The following is a 14,864-nucleotide window of genomic DNA, read 5'->3' as shown; positions in this document are numbered from 1 at the left end:
ACCGGTGTCAGCGCGGTCCGTTGGTGTTGAGGTACACCACCGGACCGTCGAACCGGCCGTGCGCGTTCATGTCCAGCAGCGCGGCCATGGCCTTCGCGGTGTAGACCGGCTCCAGCCGCATGTGCTCGCGATCCTCCGAAAGCGCCTGTGCCGTAGCTGCTTCCGGCATCGGATAGCCGTACCCCGGACCGAGGTAATCGGTGACGACATCCAGATTGGCGGTGGGGGAGAGGTTCTCGGGTAACTGCGCGCCACGGGCCCGCAGCAGCCGCTCGGTACGGCCCGCCAGCCTGGCGAGCGCCGGTTCGTCGAGGCGCAGCGTGTCGTTCACGACCACACCCACCACCCGCGTGCGCAATCCGGCCAGCCGCAATCCGAGTGACAGCCCCGCCGCCGTCCCGCCCGACCCGACAGGAATCACGATGTGGCCGGGCTCCGGAAGCTCCCCGGTGCGCACCTGATCCGCCAATTCCAGTGCGGCCTCGACATATCCGAGCGCACCCACCGGCGACGACCCGCCCGCGGGCAGGAAGTAGGGCGGTCGCAGGCCGGTGAAATGCCGGGCCAGCAGATACGGAGCACTCAGTATCGTGCGCGCCTTGGTGTGGGTGAAGTGCAGCTCGGCTCCCGAGGCCCGCAATCGCTCGAGTTGCGACCGCACATGCTCGTCGACCGGCTGATCCACCAGCGCCAGAACGGTTTTCAGCCCGTGCTCGCGCCCGTACAGCGCGGTCGCCAGCCCCCAGTTGGTGCCCAGCCCGCCCACCGTCACGATGGTGGTCCGCCGCCGGCGCAGCGCGTCGGGCAGCAGCCATTCCAGCTTGCGGACCTTGTTGCCGCCCCAGCCGCCGTCACCGAAAGCGCTGTCGTCCTTGAGCCAGATGTCCGCGCCCGCCGTGTCGAGCGCATCCAACTTCCGCACCGGTGTCGGGCCGGTCCCCAGCCTCACATGGGGCAGGGTCCGCTGGAGCTCGGGGTAGCGGCGGTGCAGGTGTGGGGTCATCACGCCAACCCTATCGACTGTCCAGTTTTTCGACGAGTGTGGCGGGCAGCACACGGGCGCCGAATTCGCTCCTGCTACGTTCCGAACTGTCATTAACTTCGGCAAGGAGATTTCATGCCTGGTGTAACCGATCGCGTCGTCATCGTCACCGGAGCCGGTGGCGGACTGGGCCGGGAGTACGCGTTGTTGCTCGCCCGCGAGGGCGCGCTGGTTGTCGTCAACGACCTCGGCGGTGCGCGCGACGGCTCCGGATCCGGGCACAACATGGCCGACGCCGTGGTCGAGGAGATCCGCGCGGCCGGCGGCACCGCCGTCGCCAACTACGACAGCGTCGCCACCGAGGAGGGTGCGAAGGCGCTGGTCCAGACCGCGATCGACAGCTTCGGTGCGGTGCACGGCGTGGTCAACAACGCGGGCATCCTGCGCGACATGAGCTTCGTGAAGATGACCCCCGAGGCCTTCGAGGCCGTGCAGCGCGTGCACCTGTTCGGCTCGTTCTACGTCACCCACGCCGCCTGGCCGCACTTCCGCGAGCAGGGTTTCGGCCGCGTCGTCATGGCCACCTCCACCTCCGGCCTGTACGGCAACTTCGGCCAGGCCAATTACGGCGCAGCCAAACTCGGCCTGGTCGGCATGATGAACACCCTCGCCATCGAGGGCCGCAAGTACGACATCACCGTCAATGCCGTCGCGCCCATGGCGGCCACCCGTATGACCGCCGACATCGCCTCGGCCGAGATGCTCGAGAAGCTGCCGCCGGCCCAGGTCGCGCCCATCGTCGGCCACCTGATGAGCGAGGACTGCACCGACTCCGGCATGGTGCTGGTGGTCGGCGGGGGCTCGGTGCAGCGCGCCCAGCTGTTCGCCAACCAGCCCGTGTTCTTCAGTGAGGTCCCGACGGTGGACCAGGTGCGGGAGAATTGGAGCCGTATTACCGATATGTCCGACGCTCGGCCCGGGGTGAACCCAGCGGGCTGAGCCTGCTCGAGGGGGCTCGCCATGAGCGAGAACACGTGGGACGCACTGGTTGTCGGAGCCGGAGCGGGCGGGCTGTGCGTGGCCGCCCGGCTCTCGCACCACGGCTACCGCACCCTGGTGGTCGAACGCCTGGACCGGATCGGTGGACGAGCCTCCACCACCGAACTCGACGGTTTCATCATCAATACCGGCGCGGTCGTCGTCGAACTCGGCGGCATCACCGAACGGACCTTCGAGGAGGTGGGTGCGAAATTCGAAGTGCGCCCAGCGGATCCGCCGATCCTGTACCGCATCAACGGCCGTGACGTGGATGTCGCCAGCGGAGGCTGGGGGCTGCTCATCTCCCAGCTGACCCGCCAGGGGGCCAAGCTGCTCACCGCCGTCGGCGCCGCCCGCGCCGACGGCGTCCTGCCCGATCGGGAACTGTCCACCGCCGACTGGGTCCGGCGCTACACCAAAAACGATGCGGTGCAGGGTATCTTCCGCAATATGTGCGGCTCGATCTTCGCCGTCGGCTCGGAGGAGCTCCCCGCGCGCGTGTTCCTCACCTACTTCACCCGCGCGTCCGCGTTCAAGAAGCTCGGCTTCTGCCCGGAGGGCACCATCGGCATCTGGAAGGCCCTGGCGGAGGTGGTGGAACGCAATGGGGGTCAGGTGCGTCTGGGCAGCGAGGTGCAGCAGCTGCTCGTCGAGGACGATCGTGTCGTCGGAGCCCGCATCCGGCACGACGGCGAAACCTCCGATGTCTCCTGCGCTTTCGCGGTCAGCGACATCGGGCCGTCGGCCACACTGGATCTCGTCGGCCCCGAACACTTTCCGTCCGACTATGTCGGCTCTGTGCTGCAGCGCGATCTGCCCTGCGCCATGATCTCGGTCAATTTCGCCAGCCGGGAACCGCTCATCGACGCGCCCGGCCTGCTCAGCTTCGCCCGTACCAGGCGGCTGTGCTACGTCGCCAACTTCACCGCCACCTGCCCGGAGATGGCTCCCGAGGGCTGGCACCTCTACGTCGGCACCGGGGTGCCCAAGCCGTCGGTGGGCGACTTCGACCCCGAGGCCGAAACCGCGCTCGTGCTCCAGGATCTGCGCGAGGAGATCCCCGGCTTCGATACGGCCCGCATCCTGTCCATCGCGGTCACCCGCGATGACTGGCCACCCCAGCGCACGGTCGCCGGCTACGACCTACCCCACGACACCCCGATCGCGAATCTCTGGAATGTCGGCGACGCGGTCAAGGAGTACGCCAACGGCGGCATCACCGCCTGCACCGAGACCGCGAAGATCGTCGTCGACGAGATCATCGCCAGCGGCGTGGGTCGATCCGCAACGTGACAACTGATTTCGGGGCGATGGGGGTAACTCGAGGGGTACCCCCGGGATCGGTTCGGCACTCGACAGGCGGCGCGCATGCGCGACCGGCAACGGCTCGTCAGCCGGGCGCCGAAGTCCCGGGGAGGCGGATCAGCTCGGTGATCCCGGGCAGCCGGTCCACCATGGCCACAACGTAGTCCGCGACGATCCCGATCAGTACGGGCCGCTCCACCTTCAGGCCGCCGTCGAGCCATACCAGGATCAGCTCGGCCGCGCCGCCGGTGATCAGCTGGGCCAGCGCGGTCAGGGCGGTGTCGTCGCCCTCGGGAATGTCGAGCAGCACCCGTGTCTGCTCGATGAGCAGCTGCGCCACCCGGCGCATGCCCTCGAAGCGGCGGCGCATGAGCATCTCGCTGCCGTAGGCCTGCGCGAAGGCGATGTTCGCCCGGCGCGGATCGTCGGTCACCGTGATGATGAGCGCCGCCACCCCGGCCCGCAGCTTCTCCTCGGGCCCGCCGGGGGTCTCGGTCATGGCCGTGCGAGCCTGTTCGAGGGCGGCGCTCTGCACCTCGTCCAGCAGCGTGGAGGCCAGTGCGTCCAGACCGGCGAAGGATTCGTAGAAGAAGCGCGGCCCCACCTTCGCCTGCTCGCACACCCCGCGCACGGTGAGCGCGGCCAGCCCCTGCGTGCCGACGATCTCGAGGGCCGCGTCCAGCAGGCGTCGTCGGCGCTGCTCGCGGCGCTCGTCGGTCGTGGTGCCGCGATAGGTCCCGTTGAAAGCTCGGGTCACCCTGACAGCTTGGCACAGAAATCGGGAAACGACCGTTTACGGAAACTACCGTTTCCGCTACCGTTGAGGCATGGCTGTGCGAAAAGCCGTGGTGAACCATCGAATTCAGTGCCGCGCCGCCGGGGTGCTGGAGCGCTATCCCAGCGTGCCGCGGGCACTCGCGACACCGCCGCCGGGCAGCGGGCTCAAACCGGTGATGGGTGACTACGGCCCGCCCGGCATCGGCCACGTGGTGAGCACCCTCGCCGACCCCCTCACCTTCGGCCGCGACCGGATGCGCCGCTACGGCCCCGTGCAGTGGATGGGCGTCTTCGGCCGGCAGGTGGTCGGCATCGGCAGCCCGGCCGCCGTCGAGGAGGTGCTGCTGGACCGCAAGCACGTGCTGTCCGCGCAACAGGGCTGGGAATTCCTCATCGGCCCGTTCTTCCGCGGCGGAATCCTGCTGCGCGACTTCGACGATCACGCCTACCACCGCCGCATTCTGCAGCAGGCCTTCACCCGCCCGCGGCTCATCGGCTACCTCAACCTCACCACCCCGCGCATCGTGCGCGGCGTCGACTCCTGGCTGCCCGCCCCCGATTTCCCGCTCTACGACCACGTCAAGCGGATGCTGCTGGAACAGGCCACCGTGGTCTTCGCCGGCGCGGAACTCGGTCCCGAGGGCACCCGCCTGTCCCAGGCCTTCGAGGACGCCGTGCACGGCGGCAAGGCCATCATCCGCACCAATATGCCCGGCGGCGTGTGGAATCGGGGCCTGCGCGGCCGCCGGCTGCTCGAGGACTACTTCCGCCGGGAACTGCCCGCCAAGCGTGCCGGCGACGGCGAGGACCTGTTCAGTGTGCTCTGCCATGCCGAGACCGAGGACGGCGAATCATTCACCGATGCCGACATCGTCGACCACATGATCTTCGTCATGATGGCCGCCCACGACACCAGCACCCTGGCCATCTCCATGCTGGCCTACGAGCTGGCCCGGCACCCGGAATGGCAGCAGCGGCTGCGCGAGGAATCGGAGGCACTGGGCAAGGCCACCCTCGACTACGCCGACCTGGACCGGCTGCCCGCCCTGGAGATGGCCTTCCGCGAGACCCTGCGCATGTACGCCCCGGTCGGCCAGATGGTGCGAGAAGCGCTGGAGGACACCGAGATCGCCGGGTACTTCATCCCCAAGGGCGCGCTGGTCATGGTCGGCTCGTACTCGATGATGCGCAGCGAGGAGTATTGGCACGACCCGGACGTGTTCGATCCGGAACGCTTCGATCCCGCACGCGCCGAGGACAAGTCGCACCGCTTCGCCTGGCCGCCCTTCGGCGGCGGCGCGCACAAGTGCATCGGCCGGTACTTCGGCGGCATGACCGTCAAGGCCACCATGCACCGCATGCTGCTGAACTACCGCTGGAGCGTGCCGGACGGCTACCGGGTGCCCCTGGTCGCCGGTACCGGCCCGACCCCGGCGGACGGCCTGCCGATCCACCTGCGCCGGCTCTGAGCCTCACCCGCGCCGCCCGCGACCGCCGCGCGGCGCCCTCACCGGACGTCGCGCGGAATCCCGAGTTCGATATCCAGATAGCGCAATTCCGGATCGCGGCGGCGGCCGTTGCGGAACGCCCGGAACACCAGATCCTGCGGATGCCCGACGGTGAACACCTCGGTGAAGGTGGCCACCGTCCGCCGCGGCGCGCCCTCCAGGCTGGGATTGAACCCGGCCTTGGCGAGCGGCCCCTCCCAGATGAGCGCCGCCCCGCCGGGCACGCTGTGCGGGGCGAAACTCCAGCCCAGCTCGCGCATGCGCCGGTCGAATTCGCCCGCGCCCAGTCCGGCCACATCCCAGCCGCTGGCCTCGTTGAAAAGCTGCCTGCCGTGCAGGAATTGGACGAAGCAGGGATCCGGGCCGGGGTGCGGGGTGCTGAGGTTGATCACCCCGTCCCAGGGCAGCGTGGTCAGCGCCCAGCTGAGCCTGTCCTCGAATTCGGCCCAGTCCGAACACACCACCGGCGCCTCGCGCTCGCTGGGGCGGTCGGCGGGCAGACCGTAGCTGCCGCTGCCGGGCGCGTCCATGCTCCAGGTGGCGAAACGCAGCCGGTCCCCGTCCATGTCGAGCCCGTCGCGCAGCACGGCCACCACGGATTCGGCCATGCCGCGCCGATGGTCCACCGACTCCCCGCGCTGCCATCCGGTGCTCCATTCGCGCGCCAGCCGCGGCTGCTGGTGCACCCGCTGCATGGCCCGCCACTGCGGATCCGGTGCGGTGGCATCGGATTCCGAGGGCAGCGGCACCGGATCCCAGGTGCCGTCGGGCTGGGCGCGCAGCACGGTCAGCAGCGCTTCGGCCTCGGCGGCGTCGTCGGGGACGGCGATCAGCACCTCGATCTCGGTGCCCTGCTGCGCGAAATGCACACGGCGGCCGGTGAGTTCGTCACGAACCTGAACGAAGCGCGGGTTCCATCCGAGTCCGGACTCGTCGGCGTCCTCGTCCTCCTCGAGAAAAAACGGCATCCATTCGATCAGCACATCCCATCCCTGCGAACCCACCTTGCCTCCCTCCGGGTTCTCGCCAAACTACCCGCCGACCGCCTCTCGTGCCCGCCGGTGGGTACCGGCCGGGCTGTGCACTGTGGTAGAACCTGTTCTAGTTTTTCCATCTGAAGGACCGCGAATGAACTGGTACACCGGCAATACCGTCTACGACACCGTGCTCACGATCGCTTTCGCGTTCGCAGCTTTCGTGCTGATCGGCGGCCTCTTCGGGCAGAGCCCCTACGGCCGCTTCGCCACCGCCAAGCTCGGACTCAATCTCAATCCGAAGCTCGGCTGGTGGTTGATGGAGATTCCGGCCACCGTGGTCTTCGCCGTCGCGTATCTCAGCGGTCCGCGCCGCTTCGAGCCGACTTCCCTGGTGCTGGCGGCCATCTGGATTCTGCACTACGGCAACCGCGGCTGGTTCTTCCCCCTCTCCATTCGCCAAGTGCCCGGCAAGACCAGCAGTTTCAATGTTTCCGTGCTCGGCATGGGCATGTTCGTGACCGCGCTGCACGGCTACCTCAATGGTGCGCTCTTCAGCCACGATTATCTCGGGCAGTACGGCACGGACTGGCTGACCGACCCGCGCTTCATCATCGGGCTGATCATCTACCTCTGCGGTTTCGCGCTGCTGGTGAGCTCCGAGGGGATCGTGCGGAATCTCCGCGACAAGAACAACCCGGGGGCAACGGAATACAAGATCCCGTACGGTCTGGGATTCCGATTCGTCACCAGCCCCACCTATCTCGGCGAACTGGTCGCCTGGGCCGGATTCGCCATTCTCACCTGGGCGCTGCCCGGCGTGGTCATCTTCCTGATCACCTTCGGCAACCTGGTGCCGCGCGCCTTCGCCACCCACACCTGGTACCGGGAGAAGTTCGAGGACTACCCAGCGCAGCGAAAAGCACTGGTGCCGTTCGTCATCTAGCCTCGCCGATCGCGCCGTGTCGCAGCGCCTTGTCGCGGTACATGGCGATGTCCACGGCGTGCATGAGCTCGTCGATGGCGGTGGAGTCGGTGTCCACCAGCGCGGTGCCGATGCTCGCGCCCACCTGCACCAGCAGCCCCGCCACGTCGAACGGATCGCGCAGCGCGGCCAGCAGGCTGTCCGCGACGGTGTCCAATTCGTCCTGACCTGAGCAATTTTCGACCAGGACGATGAACTCGTCGCCGCCCAGCCGCGCCGCCACCCCGTTCGGCGGCAGGGCCCGCCGCAGCCGCTGGCCCACCTCGCACAGCACCCGGTCGCCGGCGGTGTGGCCGCGGCGGTCGTTGATCTCCTTGAAGCCGTCCAGATCCAGGTAGCAGACCCCGACCTGGCCTGTGGCCGCGGCGAGACGGTCGAAGAACAGCAGACGGTTCGGCAGGCCGGTGAGTGAATCGTGGTGGGCGTCGTACCAGAGCTGATCGGCCAGCTGCTTGCGGTCGGTGACATCGACGGTGACGCCGATCAGGAAGCGCGGGTTACCCTCGCTGTCGCGGACCACCGTCATGGACAGGTCGATGACGGTGTGCGTGCCGTCGGGCTTGGCGTGCCGGGTCTCGAAGCGGAAGCGGTCGATCTCACCGGAGAGCAGGCGCTGGAACAGGGAGAACGCCTCACCGATGTTCTCGGGGCCGAGAATGTCGGCCACGGTACGGCCGGGCATGGACTCGGCGGTGACGCCCAGGGTTTCGGCGAAGGCATTGTTGACGTCGACCACCTTGCCGGTGGCGGCATCGACGGTGCCGATGCCCACCGACGCCCCCTCGAAGATGGCCTGGAACCGCGCCTCCGACAGCTGCCGGCGCGCCTCGGACTCCTGGACCGCGATGAGGGCGGCGCCGAGTGTCGTCTCCTGTTCGGCCAGCGCCACATTGCGCAGCCCGGCGGTGAACTCGGCGGCGAATTCCGCGGCCAGCTCGATGGCGCGATCGCGAACCGGCCCGTAGTCCGCGCAGCCGGGGTCGGGGCAGGCGTCGGTGACCAGGTCCTTGCACAGCACCAGCACCGAGCGGTGCACGGCCAGCGGGTCACGGTAGTTGGCGGCCACCAGGGCGGCCGCGGCCTCCCGCGCCACCGACATGTCCCCGGTGCCGCGCACCGCCGCGATCAGGCGGTCACCGAAACCGTCGAGCAAATCCTCCACCTGGGCCCGGGTGAGCGTCGGCGCGACCGCGCCATCGAGAGCGTCGGCCCATCGGACCGCCAACTTGTGTGCTGCCACCGGTGACCCCCTGCCCCTGACTCGTCCGAACCGCTCAGGCCTTGCGGCCCACACCCGCCAGTCCCAGCGAACGGCCCGGCGCCTCATGCTGGTCACGGTCGGATTCCGGCCGCCACAGCGGCAATTCCACCACACCGGGCTCGATCGGCTGCCACTTGCCGAACAGCGCGGCGATCTCGTCGCGGCTGCGGAACTGCAGTCCTATCCTGCTGACATTGTGCGAGTTCTCCACCAGCAACGCCGCATCGTCCGGGCGCGTGGCCGAGGTCAGATGCGAAATCGCGACGTAACTGCCCACGGGCACGGCGTCGTGGAGTGCGTTGACCTTGTCGATGGGGGTGTAGTCGTCGCTCATCAGGTGCAGGACCGCAATGAGAAGGATGCCGACCGGTTGAGTGAAATCAATGATGCCGGCGCCCCGCGCCTGCTCCAGCAGCGCCGCGGGCTCGCGTAGGTCGGCCTCGATGGCGGCGGCCCGGTCATTGCCCTGCAGGATCACGCGCGAGTGGGCGACGGCCACCGGATCGATATCGACATAGAGCACCCGGCACTCCGGATCGATGGCCTGCGCCACCTCGTGCACATTGCCCGCAGTCGGAATGCCGGAACCGATGTCGAGGAACTGCCGCACACCCGAATCCACCAGGAAGCGTACCGCGCGCCGCAGGAAGGCCCGATTGCTCAGCGCCAGTCGCGGCAGGTCGGGAACCAGCGACTTGCCCGCCGCGGCGGCCTGCCGGTCGACCTCGAAGTTGTGCGAGCCGCCCAGTAGCGCGTCGTACATGCGCGCGGGGCTGGGCCGGGTCATGTCCACGCCCTCCGGGGCCCATGCCGGTCGTTCCATCCCGAATCCCTCCTTGCCGCAACGGTCGAGCCCCGCCGGCGGTGCGGGCGGGCCGAGATCCGGGCAAATCCGGTGTTCGTGATCACCCGGACGGTGTACGGCGAATGTTAGTCCCCGTTCACCAGAAACCTTGCAGCGATACCACTCTCGCCCTGAGGTGGGAGAATGCTCACCCGGCGGTTGACGCCGCGCAGGTGCTGTGGGTGAGCGGGGGCACGCAGACCCCGGTCACATCGGCGAGCAGCAGCCGCGCGCCGAGGGCCAGTGAGCACAGCGCAATCGCGCCGAAGGCCAGCACCCACAGCAGGCCCGGGATCCGGGTCAGGTGGGCCAGCTGGTCGGCGTCGGAGTTCGGCTCGTGTGCGCGATTGCGCTGCAGCTCGATCACCGGCCGCACCGCCGCCAGCAGCAGGAACCAGGCCGCCAGATACGCCAGCGCCGCCTGGGTGGTGTCGGTGCCGAACCAGGACACCGCGAACACCACGCCGCCGGTCACCAGGATCGACAGCAGGCCGTACCAGTTGCGCACCTTCACCAGCAGCACCAGCAGCAGCGCGATGGTCAGCCACAGCATGAGCGTGATGCGATGCGCGCCCAGCAGCGCCGCGTAGGCCAGTCCCAGCAGCGCGGGCGCGGGGTAGCCGGCCCCGGTCGTCAGGATCATGCCGAGTCCATAGGGTTTCCCGCTCGACACCGTGAGTCCGGAAGTGTCCGAATGCAATCGGATGCCGTTGAGCCGCCGCCCGGTGAGCAGCGCCGTGAACGCGTGCCCGCCCTCGTGGGCGATGGTCACCGCATTGCGCAGAATCCGCCACGTCGGCCGGAACGCCACCAGCAGCAGCGCCACCACACCGGTCCCGACCACCAGCTGCCACGGCGGCGGTGACTGCGTGGTGGACAGCCGATCCACGACCGTGCTGCCCCGCTGAACGAATTCCGCTGTATTCACCGCCGCACCCTATCGACTCCGGCCGAGAGCGACCACAGCTCGCGGCCGGGCAGCCGGGCGGCACCGGCGCGCACCGGTGCGGATCCGCCGGGTCGCGGCGGAGCGGAACAGCAGGGCCACAGGCGGATTCAGTTCACGAAGATGTCAAATCCCGGACGGCGGATATCAACGCGCACAGCCGTTTTGAGGACTACTCTGCATATCGGCAGTGACACCGGGTGCCCGTCCGGTACTGCCCGGGTGGGTCTCGTCGGTATCCCGAGGCACAGACCCCGAATAGTTGATGCCGCCGGAATCCCATCCCCTGCTCCGGCGGCATCGCCGGGCAGGGGTCTGTCGGTTTCGCCGCCGCGGTTCAGGCCGCGGCGTAGGGCCTCGGATCCGGTGTGGTTTCGTGCTTGGCGTCGGCGCTCGCGCCAGGCGCCCGTTGGGCGCGCAGTCGGAAGGCGATGCATTCCAGCAGTTCCCGGGTGTGCACCGGCAGGAGCAGGCATTCCGATGCACCCGCGGCCAGGATCGTATCCAGGGATTCGGGATTGTGGTCGGTGCTGAGCGCGATGATGGGCGCGGTGGTCCGCGCGCGCAGCTCTCGGCACAGCTCGGCCGCCGCGACATCGGGCACCGCCCGGTCCAGCAGGATCACATCGGGTTTCAGGCGATCCTGTGTGCGCAGGGCCTGCCGTCCGCTGGCGGTCTGGAAGGTGTGGTAGCCCGCCGCGGCGAGCACCAGCACCGTGATCTCGGCGACGGCCGGATTGCTCTCGACCACCAGGATCTTCGCCGGCGCGGTGGCCCGCTCACTCTGAGGTGAAGGCGCGTGTGCCGTTGTTGTCGATTTCTGGACTCTGTTCATCATTGCGGTCCTCCGCTCGGCGGGATCCCCCGACCCATGCCGTCAACCGTCGAGCGAAACATCACCCCTTGGGCAATTCGTTCCGACTTTGCCCTTTGTGCAATCGACGGAACCCGACGCTATCTCGTTGCCGGTCCGTTATGCCAGGAAAATGCGGAAATTTGCCAGACGATCGCTGCAATCTTCTTACCTTCGCTACGGGTCGTTAACCTTCGGGACATCTGTCATTTGCTATCCCGTTGGATTCGTGACCTCGGGCCTTGGTGATCTCAGGAAGCGGATCGCCCGCTCGGGACGGGTGGCAGCGGCTCATCGGATCCGGTCGGCGGGTAACGGCCCTATATGGCCATAGCGGACCAATTGCCGCAGTGCGAGAGTTCGGCCGGTTTCCGCGCGAGATCGGGTAACTGTGCGGCAGGACCGTGCCGGGAGGGGCGTGGCCACCGCATCACACCGGCGAGATTCGTTTGTGCGTGGTATGCGTGATCGTCATGGCTTTCGTTGATGCGTCCCTGACCGCGCTGCGGGTGTTCCGGGAGGTGGCCGAGCGGGGAACGCTCACCGCGGCGGCGACCGCGCTGGGGTACACGCAGTCGGCGGTGTCGCGGCAGATCGCGTCGCTCGAACGGGCGGCGGGAGTCGAGCTGTTGCAGCGGCGGCACGACGGGGTGCGGCTGACGGTTGCCGGGCAGGTGGTGGCGCGGCGAGCCGCCGCGGTGATCGACCAGATGGACGCCACGGCAAGGGAATTGGCCGGGCTGCCGGAGGATCGGGCCAGTGTGCGGCTGGGGTGGTTCCCGACGGCCGGGGCCTGGCTGGTGCCGCACGCGCTGGCCCAGTTGCGGCGCACGCATCCGGGGATCACCGTGCTCACGCGTGAGGGCCGCACGCCGGCGCTGGTCCGGGCGTTGCGCGCGGGCACGGTCGATCTGGCGCTGGTGTCCTCGGCGCCGCCGTTCCGCCCGCTGGACGGCGAGACTCCCGCTCTGCTGTCGCAGGTTCTCGCGGAACGTCCACTGCTGGTTGCGGTTCCGGCGGACCATCCGCTGGCGCGCGGCGACTACATCGATGTGGACGACCTGCGGGGCCGGGCCTGGATCGCGGGCTCCCACGGCGAACACGCCATGGGCGTGTGGCCCGGCCTCGGCGAACGGCCGGAGATCGCCCACACCGCCAACGACTGGCTCGCCAAACTCCAGTTCGTGGCCTCCGGCGCGGGTATCACCACCATCCCCGCCTCGGCCCACGCGGCCCTGCCCACCGGCGTCCGGGCCCTCCCGGTCCGCGGCGGCCCGACCGAAACCCGCCGCCTCCTGCTGGCCCGCCTGCCGACTCCCATGCCCGAGCCCGCCGCCCGGCTCGCGGCCGCCCTCCGCACCGCCGCCCTCGGCTGAACCGCCCTCATCGATGGGTCCAGTCAGGCTGCTGCAGATCGGCGACCCGGGTCTCGCGCCCGAGCAGGACGACGTCGCGGAACTGCAGCAGGATCGCGCCCGTCGGCGCGTGGATGGTCATCGCATCGCCGAGTCTGAGTTGCAGGAGGCGGGTGCCGTCGGGCCGCTCCGCCCAGTGCGGGGTGTCGTCGGCCGCGAGCCGGTCGAGGGTGACGTAGTGAACGGCGTGTACCTCGTGATTGGGAGTGAGTGCGCCGGGGTCGTCGAGGGCGACGACGATCGGGGTGATCACGAATCCCGAGGCTGCCGGGAAGTCGTCGAGTCTGCCCAGCACCTCCTCTTGTGACACGGTCAGTCCGATTTCCTCGTGTAGTTCCCGCAACCCGGCCGCGACGGCGGTTTCATCGCCGTCGACCCGTCCGCCCGGGATGGCCCACTGCCCCGCATTGCGGCCGCGATACGCCCGTTTGATCACGACTACGCAGGGCTGCCCGTCATGTTCGAGCACGCACAACACCACTGTCGCGCGCCGCATGCCGGGCGCGTCGGCAACCGTTCGAAAGCTGAAGTCGCGCAGCCGTACCGCGGCGAGGTCCCGGAAATTCCGCACACTCATCCCTCGATCGTGACACTTCCGATCATCGTGTGCTCGACCCGGGCCGCATGCCGGGTGCGGAGGCATGGGCCGGGCCGTTGATCGGCGGGGTCGGCTCGGTGTCGAAGCGGCCGGCGGTGGTGGCGGCGGTGGCTTTCCAGCGCGTAGTCGTCGAGCGGAGTGCGGCCGAATCCCCAACGCGCGGTGATGAGTTCGGCACAGATGGCGCGCAGTGTGCGATTGCCTCGGCATCGGCTCGCGGGAGTGCCGGCGTCAGGACGGATTGTTGTGTCCGATCCCTGGGGCGAAGTCTCGCCATTCGCGCGCCCAGGCGGCGTGGTGGCGGCGGAGGAGGATGCGGTCGGCACACCAGACCAGAACGGCTGCGGCGCAGCAGGTTGCGATCACGGTCAGGACGGCGGTGTCGATCCCCTGGACCACCGCGTCGGAGGTGGGGCGCGGCGCGGAGGTAGCCCGGCCCGAGGAGTCCAGCCACTGGGTCACCGTGCTGCCCCGCTTCGCCGAGTTCGGGACGACGACCACGGCGATATCGGTGCGGCCGTGGATATTCCACTCCACGGTGGCCTGGAGCGGTCCGGACGCCACCACCCCCTGGCCGACCGGAACCGCGATGCGGAGGGGATCGGAGATGACGGTGGCCGCCACGGCGGTTTTGGCGGCGTTCCCGGCACGGATGTGCGCGCCGGTAGTGGTGGCGGCCGAGATTCCCACGACGACCGCCAGCGGAATGGACGCCACGGCCACGAGCACCGCGACCATCCGCCAGGCGGCCTGCAGGCGGTCCGAGGAACGCATCAGCCGATTGCGGCTCCACGGAGCGATCCGATGGATCCGAATGGGTCGCGACGCCGAGCGCGGCATCGTCGTTCGCCTCCTTCGATGGATCAATCGCGGCCGAGAGCGTGCGCGAGCTCAGCCTTGGACATGCCGGAACGGCCCTCGATATTGCGCTGCTTGGCCTCGTTGTAGAGCTGGTCCCGGGTGAGGCCCTTGGGACCGCGGCGCCCCGAGCGCCTGCCTCCGCGCTGCTGCGGGGACTTGCCCTCGAGCGACGTCCGGCTCGCGGTCTCGGTCTTGCCGGCGCGGGCGCGGTTCTTGTTCACGGTACGAGCACCGATCTCCCTGGCGCGCTTCGGAGATGTGCCGCGGTCCTCAGCGGAATCGCGGATGTGTTCGTACTGGCGTTCCTCTTTGTCGGTCCATTCCCTGGGCATGATTCCGCCTTTCGGTCGGGGGAGGGTGCCATCGGTTTCTTCTGTCCATTCGATGCCGCGATACCCGGCCAGGGCGTGGTGAAACGGGCTGGGAGTAGCCACCCCGCCGGTCCGGTGGCAGACTGAGTGCAGGTTGAGACTCCAGCCGATCCCGATCCCGCATGTCCTCTCACAGTTCGAGCGTG

At 68.8% G+C, this 14,864-nt stretch carries 15 protein-coding genes; 5 read left to right on the top strand and 10 right to left on the bottom strand.

The features are described from left to right. Positions 1-7: 7 nt before the first annotated feature. Positions 8-1,003: a 1-aminocyclopropane-1-carboxylate deaminase/D-cysteine desulfhydrase gene (locus tag ACQP1O_RS27915; protein WP_433561410.1), complete on the bottom strand. Its 996-nt coding sequence runs from the start codon at positions 1,001-1,003 to the stop codon at positions 8-10. Positions 1,004-1,117: 114 nt separating this feature from the next. Between ACQP1O_RS27915 and ACQP1O_RS27910 the strand changes: the two genes are divergently transcribed. Both ACQP1O_RS27910 and ACQP1O_RS27905 read left to right on the top strand, forming a co-directional pair. Continuing rightward, a complete protein-coding gene (locus ACQP1O_RS27910; RefSeq protein WP_379401383.1) occupies positions 1,118-1,981 on the top strand; it encodes an SDR family oxidoreductase in 864 nt (287 codons plus the stop codon). 21 nt (positions 1,982-2,002) lie between these two features. After that, on the top strand, positions 2,003-3,313 hold the full coding sequence (locus ACQP1O_RS27905) for a phytoene desaturase family protein (protein ID WP_433561409.1): 1,311 nt from the start codon (positions 2,003-2,005) through the stop codon (positions 3,311-3,313). A gap of 97 nt (positions 3,314-3,410) precedes the next feature. Here ACQP1O_RS27905 and ACQP1O_RS27900 read toward each other — a convergent pair whose 3' ends face one another. Then, positions 3,411-4,082, bottom strand: a complete 672-nt coding sequence (locus ACQP1O_RS27900) for a TetR/AcrR family transcriptional regulator (RefSeq protein ID WP_433561408.1) — start codon at positions 4,080-4,082, stop codon at positions 3,411-3,413. Positions 4,083-4,152: 70 nt separating this feature from the next. Here ACQP1O_RS27900 and ACQP1O_RS27895 point away from each other — a divergent pair, with 70 nt between their 5' ends. Beyond that, the gene (locus ACQP1O_RS27895) at positions 4,153-5,571 is read left to right on the top strand and encodes a cytochrome P450 (protein ID WP_433561407.1); all 1,419 of its coding nucleotides are present in this window, start codon (positions 4,153-4,155) and stop codon (positions 5,569-5,571) included. A 38-nt stretch (positions 5,572-5,609) separates the two neighbouring features. Here the strand turns inward: ACQP1O_RS27895 and ACQP1O_RS27890 are convergent, their stop codons facing one another. After that, positions 5,610-6,614: a TY-Chap domain-containing protein gene (locus ACQP1O_RS27890; protein ID WP_433561406.1), complete on the bottom strand. Its 1,005-nt coding sequence runs from the start codon at positions 6,612-6,614 to the stop codon at positions 5,610-5,612. Positions 6,615-6,738: 124 nt separating this feature from the next. Between ACQP1O_RS27890 and ACQP1O_RS27885 the strand changes: the two genes are divergently transcribed. Next, positions 6,739-7,530: a 3-oxo-5-alpha-steroid 4-dehydrogenase gene (locus ACQP1O_RS27885; protein ID WP_433561405.1), complete on the top strand. Its 792-nt coding sequence runs from the start codon at positions 6,739-6,741 to the stop codon at positions 7,528-7,530. Here ACQP1O_RS27885 and ACQP1O_RS27880 read toward each other — a convergent pair. The 4 genes from ACQP1O_RS27880 to ACQP1O_RS27865 form a co-directional block, all read right to left on the bottom strand. Continuing rightward, the gene (locus ACQP1O_RS27880) at positions 7,523-8,809 is read right to left on the bottom strand and encodes a diguanylate cyclase domain-containing protein (protein ID WP_433561404.1); all 1,287 of its coding nucleotides are present in this window, start codon (positions 8,807-8,809) and stop codon (positions 7,523-7,525) included. The two genes, ACQP1O_RS27885 and ACQP1O_RS27880, sit on opposite strands and share 8 nt — an antisense overlap. A 34-nt stretch (positions 8,810-8,843) precedes the next feature. Further along, a complete protein-coding gene (locus tag ACQP1O_RS27875; protein WP_433561403.1) occupies positions 8,844-9,653 on the bottom strand; it encodes an SAM-dependent methyltransferase in 810 nt (269 codons plus the stop codon). Positions 9,654-9,822: 169 nt separating this feature from the next. Beyond that, positions 9,823-10,602 (bottom strand): M50 family metallopeptidase, encoded by a 780-nt coding sequence (locus ACQP1O_RS27870; protein WP_433561402.1) that lies wholly within the window; start codon positions 10,600-10,602, stop codon positions 9,823-9,825. 355 nt (positions 10,603-10,957) lie between these two features. After that, positions 10,958-11,458 (bottom strand): response regulator transcription factor, encoded by a 501-nt coding sequence (locus ACQP1O_RS27865; protein WP_433561401.1) that lies wholly within the window; start codon positions 11,456-11,458, stop codon positions 10,958-10,960. A gap of 488 nt (positions 11,459-11,946) precedes the next feature. Here ACQP1O_RS27865 and ACQP1O_RS27860 point away from each other — a divergent pair, with 488 nt between their 5' ends. Continuing rightward, positions 11,947-12,849: a LysR family transcriptional regulator gene (locus ACQP1O_RS27860; RefSeq protein ID WP_433561400.1), complete on the top strand. Its 903-nt coding sequence runs from the start codon at positions 11,947-11,949 to the stop codon at positions 12,847-12,849. Between the two features lie 7 nt (positions 12,850-12,856). Here ACQP1O_RS27860 and ACQP1O_RS27855 read toward each other — a convergent pair whose 3' ends face one another. The 3 genes from ACQP1O_RS27855 to ACQP1O_RS27845 form a co-directional block, all read right to left on the bottom strand. Then, positions 12,857-13,465, bottom strand: coding sequence for an NUDIX hydrolase (locus ACQP1O_RS27855; protein ID WP_433561399.1), 609 nt, complete (start codon positions 13,463-13,465; stop codon positions 12,857-12,859). Positions 13,466-13,717: 252 nt separating this feature from the next. After that, entirely contained in the window at positions 13,718-14,326 is a 609-nt protein-coding gene (locus tag ACQP1O_RS27850; protein ID WP_433561398.1) for an Rv1733c family protein, read from the bottom strand. Positions 14,327-14,349: 23 nt separating this feature from the next. Then, on the bottom strand, positions 14,350-14,679 hold the full coding sequence (locus ACQP1O_RS27845) for a plasmid stabilization protein (RefSeq protein WP_433561397.1): 330 nt from the start codon (positions 14,677-14,679) through the stop codon (positions 14,350-14,352). Positions 14,680-14,864 lie beyond the last annotated feature (185 nt).

This window comes from Nocardia sp. CA-151230 (assembly GCF_050942175.1).
GTDB lineage: Bacteria > Actinomycetota > Actinomycetes > Mycobacteriales > Mycobacteriaceae > Nocardia.
The sequence above is the reverse complement of the archived record's forward strand: the minus strand, read 5'-3'. Positions and strand labels throughout refer to the sequence as shown.

What these genes read in the sequence shown, in the direction of transcription:
- ACQP1O_RS27915 (WP_433561410.1), bottom strand. Translation starts at nt 1,003, where the DNA reads ATGACCCCACACCTGCACCGCCGCTACCCCGAGCTCCAGCGGACCCTG.
- ACQP1O_RS27910 (WP_379401383.1), top strand. Translation starts at nt 1,118, where the DNA reads ATGCCTGGTGTAACCGATCGCGTCGTCATCGTCACCGGAGCCGGTGGC.
- ACQP1O_RS27905 (WP_433561409.1), top strand. Translation starts at nt 2,003, where the DNA reads ATGAGCGAGAACACGTGGGACGCACTGGTTGTCGGAGCCGGAGCGGGC.
- ACQP1O_RS27895 (WP_433561407.1), top strand. Translation starts at nt 4,153, where the DNA reads ATGGCTGTGCGAAAAGCCGTGGTGAACCATCGAATTCAGTGCCGCGCC.
- ACQP1O_RS27885 (WP_433561405.1), top strand. Translation starts at nt 6,739, where the DNA reads ATGAACTGGTACACCGGCAATACCGTCTACGACACCGTGCTCACGATC.
- ACQP1O_RS27875 (WP_433561403.1), bottom strand. Translation starts at nt 9,653, where the DNA reads ATGGAACGACCGGCATGGGCCCCGGAGGGCGTGGACATGACCCGGCCC.
- ACQP1O_RS27865 (WP_433561401.1), bottom strand. Translation starts at nt 11,458, where the DNA reads ATGATGAACAGAGTCCAGAAATCGACAACAACGGCACACGCGCCTTCA.
- ACQP1O_RS27860 (WP_433561400.1), top strand. Translation starts at nt 11,947, where the DNA reads ATGGCTTTCGTTGATGCGTCCCTGACCGCGCTGCGGGTGTTCCGGGAG.
- ACQP1O_RS27855 (WP_433561399.1), bottom strand. Translation starts at nt 13,465, where the DNA reads ATGAGTGTGCGGAATTTCCGGGACCTCGCCGCGGTACGGCTGCGCGAC.
- ACQP1O_RS27850 (WP_433561398.1), bottom strand. Translation starts at nt 14,326, where the DNA reads ATGCCGCGCTCGGCGTCGCGACCCATTCGGATCCATCGGATCGCTCCG.
- ACQP1O_RS27845 (WP_433561397.1), bottom strand. Translation starts at nt 14,679, where the DNA reads ATGCCCAGGGAATGGACCGACAAAGAGGAACGCCAGTACGAACACATC.